The organism is Paracoccus sp. NIOT.M2S5SZ12, assembly GCF_057748165.1.
In genome coordinates this window covers 1-4,158 of the sequence record NZ_JBYLFR010000045.1, presented here as the reverse complement: position 1 = coordinate 4,158, position 4,158 = coordinate 1, and the positions used below count along the sequence as shown (strand labels likewise).

Genomic DNA, 4,158 nt, shown 5'->3' with positions numbered 1-4,158 from the left:
GAGGTCGCCCGCGTCGCCTGAACCTAAAGGGGAAAGGGGAAGTCACGCCTCAAGCCGCCTTTCTGCAACAACGCCCCTCCCACCCAAGCGCGGGCCATTCGGCCTCCGTCTTCAGCGCATTCGATCCGCCGAGAAGATCGGCGATGTAGCCGGAGGGACCGTTGCCGCCCGCCAGATAGGCGTCGTCCGAGGGCGATGTCGAGGAGAACCAGAACAGGAACGTCAGGTCGTCATGCCGCGCAAACTCCTCGCGCAAGCTTGCTTCGCGCGCCTTCAGATCCGCTATCAGCGCCTGTCCGCGGTCCTGCACGTCATAGATCCGCGACATATCCTCGATCTCCTGGTAGAGAAGCTCCATGTTCCAGAGGTTCTCGCGCAGGCCGTAGATGCTCGTGTCGCCGCTTCCGGTCGTGTTGTCCACATCGGTCACCGTGGTGCATGCACTGGGCGACAGATAGGTCGGAATGCCAAGTCTCTCGAAATCCTCGCGTTTCGCCACCTTGCTGTCCGCACCCAGAAGCGTCACCAGCATGGCCGGGACGAAATCGGGCTGCTGGGCAAGGATCGCCTCGAGTGTGGGGAACTCGACGGTCAGGACCTCGACCTTGTCGTAGGCGGCCTCGAGCTCCGGAAGGACCCGGTTGGGCCAGAATGCGGTGCCGGCCATCCTGTCCTCAAGCCCGAGCAGGAACAGAATCTCTGCGCTGTTATGGCCAAGCGCGACCGTCCGTTCGGGCGCCTTGTCGAATGTCACCTGCTGGCCGCAGTTCTCGATCGTCAGAGGATAGGTCGTCGCCTCGGCCAGCGCGGCGGTGGACAGCAGGGCTGTGGCGAGGCCGCCGAGAGCCGCGAGACAGGTGATGGTTTGCATGATCACAGAATTCCCGACAAAAAGGATTGGCTGCGGCGTAGAGAGTTGGCCTGAAAAATACAAGAGTTTTTGTCGGCATTTCCGTGGCGGCTGCGCCCGGCGCATATGCGGCGAGCGAGCCGATGGAATGCAAGCGTCTCCGTTGCGGTCACCGGTGGCATGCGCCGCAGGAGAAGTAGACCGATATCAATCGTGTTTTGGCCATCATTGATGGTGCCCATCAAGACGTGTTTGACATTGCGTCGTTGGTGCCGCGGATACGAATCAAGCGGTGACCTTCCGCATGATGAGGGATCGGTGTTCGGAGAAGCGCATCGAGACGGTTGCTCTTTCAGGTCGTTCGCCATCGAAGCACCTGAACGATCTAACCTATCGCAAGATCACTTGTTGAATTGAACATGTGGATAGGTGCGCGCTCTTGGCCTTCGTTCAGAGTGAGGACCGTTGCTCGCTCTCGCGAACATATGCCACCGCAAGGATGGATACTTCCCGACGAGCGCTTGGCGACAAGATAACTCGACCTGGGACACAACCCGTCAAACTTTCAGCTTGACGGCTTCTCGAGGGCTCTACCCATGAGTTCCTTGATGCGCAATGCGGAGTGGCCGTTTGCGCTGGCGGTCAGTGTTCCTCTCAGGAATTCGTAGAGTGTGAGGCCGCTGAGGGACCTGAGCCGCTGCGCTCGGTCGGAAGGCCAGCCTGGCCCCGTCGCATAAGGCGCCGTGAAATTTTCAAGGATACCCTGCGGCTTGTGCGTCATCCGGTCGATGCGCAGGAACCGTTCCCCCGCAGGGCCGCGTTCCATTAGCGAACGAATTGCTGCCGAAAAGGAATGCCTCATGAAACTGGATGGTAAGAACATCGCCCTGCTGATCTCTCCCCGCGGAACCGAGGAGCCGGAGTTTTCCAAGCCTCTGGCCGCATTGCGCGACGCAGGTGCCAAGGTCACGGTCGTCAGCACCAAGACCGGTACCGCCAGGACGGTGAACGGCGATCTGGACCCGGGGTCGGATCATAAGATCGACCGCGCGGTCGGATCGGTCTCGGCCGGCGACTTCCACGGGCTGGTCATTCCGGGCGGCACCGTGGGCGCGGATACGTTGCGCGCGGACGAGGATGTGGTGGCCTTCGTCCACGACTTCTTCTCGCAGGGCAAGCCCGTCGGTGCCATCTGCCACGCCCCTTGGGTGCTGATCGAGGCCGGTGTGCTGAAGGGGCGGACCATCACCTCCTATCCCAGCCTCAAGACCGACATCACCAATGCCGGCGCGACCTGGGTGGACAAGGAGGTCATGACCGACAGCGGTCTGGTGACCAGCCGCAACCCCGACGACCTGCCCGCCTTCTGCGCCAAGCTGATCGAGGAGTTCGGCGAAGGGCGCCACGAGGAACAGACCCGCAGCGCCTGAGGCACTGCCCGCGCCCGTCATCCGTGACGGGCGCGTCTTCCTTCCAACGGACGAACTGGTCTTGCCCCATTGGGATGTCAAATCTGGCGCCCACTGGGCGTTGTATGTCTGAGACTTAGATGCCGCAGCCATATTGGTGCAATCGTGTCATCGCAGAGCTGGTTGGCTTTCAGACGCACTGTCACCGACCCCGCAAGATCAGCACAAAGCCTGTGCCTCCCGCTATCGATACGACCGCCAATTCGAAGATCTGCGGAACGGCGCTCATCACGCGAAAGCTGAACGAAGGACTTGCCGAATCTTCCCGGAGGACACATTGTCGCACGGCGTCGTGAACGCATCGAGTGGTGTCCGGGCCCCTCTGACGAAAGTGGCGGCGCTTTCGTGATGTCGGCACCTGATTTCGGATTCACCGCCTGGACTTTTCCTCATGACACAGGACACCCTATCCGCCGCGCAAAAGCGCCCGGTCCTTTCCTATCTGAAATGGGCGATCATCGTCACCATCCTGGGCCTGGTCCTGGGCGCAGTTCTGGGATGGCAGACGACGGGCACGCTTGGGGGCATGCTGTCGATCCTGTTCATCGTCACGGTGCTGGCGGTGCTGGAAATCTCGTTGTCCTTCGACAACGCCATCGTGAACGCCAACAAGCTCAAGGACATGCAGCCGGTCTGGCAGCGCCGCTTCCTGACCTGGGGCATCCTGATCGCCGTCTTCGGCATGCGGATCGTGTTCCCGCTGCTGATCGTGGTGATCGCGGCAGGCATCGGCCCGTGGCAGGCGCTGGTCCTGGCCGCCAGCCAGCCCGACGAATACGCCCGCATCATGCATGACGCCCATCTGCCCATCGCCGCCTTCGGGGGGACGTTTCTGATGATGGTCGGGCTCAGCTTCTTCTTCGACCACGAGAAGGACGTGCACTGGGTCGGCTGGGTCGAACATCACATGGCCAAATACGCCTCGATCCGCGGGGTCGAGGTCGCGGTGGTCCTGCTGTTCGTCCTGGGCTTCTCGCAGCTGCTGAAGGGTGCGGAGCGCACGACCTTCTTCACGGCCGCGATCTGGGGCCTGATGACCTTCCTGCTGGTCGAGGTTCTGGGCGGGCTGCTGGACAGCACGCAGGAGACCCTGCACGGTGCCGCCAAGGGCGGTCTGGGTGCGTTCCTGTACCTCGAGGTTCTGGACGCGTCCTTCAGTTTCGACGGCGTGATTGGCGCCTTCGCGCTCAGCCAGAACCTGTTCGTGATCGCGATCGGTCTGGGCATCGGGGCGATGTACGTGCGGTCCATGACCATCATGCTGGTCGAGAACAGCACCCTGTCGGAATACCGCTATCTGGAACACGGCGCCTTCTATGCGATCATCGCGCTGTCCGTGGTGATGTTCGCCCAGTCCCTGGTCCACATCCCCGAGGTCATCACCGGCCTGGGCGGTGCGACGCTGATCGGCATCTCGCTGTGGTCATCGATCCGCTGGAACCGACACGATGCGCAGCTCGCCGCCGAGTGACGACCCGCCCTTCGGCCGCGCCCGACGCGGCCGAAGGTGTTCTGCAGCCTGAGAACTGGACCGTTTGAGGCTGCAATTTTCGGCGAAGCTTCATTTGCCGAGAATGGAGTTGAGAACGATGAGAGCAGCGAGGTTCACGGTGCCGCAAGACAGGCTTTTGTCCTGAAACAGGGTGGGGAAGGCACGCCGGTGGCCGAGGTCTGCCGGAAGGCGGGATCAGCGATTTCACCTGCGTCGCCGTTTCGCAGAGGTTCGTCCATGTCGCCTTTGAGTAACGCGCGAAAGTTGGTGATGCCCTGAGGGGCGGCATATCATGGCGGTGTTCAGACGCCGTCAATTCTCAGCCGAGAAAGGGATATGCCACATGT

At 61.7% G+C, this 4,158-nt stretch carries 4 protein-coding genes; 2 read left to right on the top strand and 2 right to left on the bottom strand.

Annotated features, from left to right (window positions below):
* Positions 1–49 precede the first annotated feature (49 nt).
* Together AC2SGK_RS18045 and AC2SGK_RS18040 are read right to left on the bottom strand one after the other, a co-directional pair.
* The gene (locus tag AC2SGK_RS18045; protein ID WP_488324768.1) at positions 50–871 is read right to left on the bottom strand and encodes an ABC transporter substrate-binding protein; all 822 of its coding nucleotides are present in this window, start codon (positions 869–871) and stop codon (positions 50–52) included.
* A gap of 2 nt (positions 872–873) precedes the next feature.
* The gene (locus AC2SGK_RS18040; RefSeq protein WP_488324767.1) at positions 874–1,092 is read right to left on the bottom strand and encodes a hypothetical protein; all 219 of its coding nucleotides are present in this window, start codon (positions 1,090–1,092) and stop codon (positions 874–876) included.
* Positions 1,093–1,710: 618 nt separating this feature from the next.
* Between AC2SGK_RS18040 and AC2SGK_RS18035 the strand changes: the two genes are divergently transcribed.
* Together AC2SGK_RS18035 and AC2SGK_RS18030 are read left to right on the top strand one after the other, a co-directional pair.
* Positions 1,711–2,280 (top strand): type 1 glutamine amidotransferase domain-containing protein, encoded by a 570-nt coding sequence (locus tag AC2SGK_RS18035; RefSeq protein WP_488324766.1) that lies wholly within the window; start codon positions 1,711–1,713, stop codon positions 2,278–2,280.
* A 430-nt stretch (positions 2,281–2,710) separates the two neighbouring features.
* Positions 2,711–3,790, top strand: a complete 1,080-nt coding sequence (locus tag AC2SGK_RS18030) for a DUF475 domain-containing protein (RefSeq protein ID WP_488324765.1) — start codon at positions 2,711–2,713, stop codon at positions 3,788–3,790.
* The last annotated feature ends 368 nt before the right edge of the window (positions 3,791–4,158 follow it).

Excerpts from the sequence above, each read along its gene's own strand:
- AC2SGK_RS18045 (WP_488324768.1), bottom strand. The coding sequence starts at position 871 with ATGCAAACCATCACCTGTCTCGCGGCTCTCGGCGGCCTCGCCACAGCC.
- AC2SGK_RS18040 (WP_488324767.1), bottom strand. The coding sequence starts at position 1,092 with ATGGGCACCATCAATGATGGCCAAAACACGATTGATATCGGTCTACTT.
- AC2SGK_RS18035 (WP_488324766.1), top strand. The coding sequence starts at position 1,711 with ATGAAACTGGATGGTAAGAACATCGCCCTGCTGATCTCTCCCCGCGGA.
- AC2SGK_RS18030 (WP_488324765.1), top strand. The coding sequence starts at position 2,711 with ATGACACAGGACACCCTATCCGCCGCGCAAAAGCGCCCGGTCCTTTCC.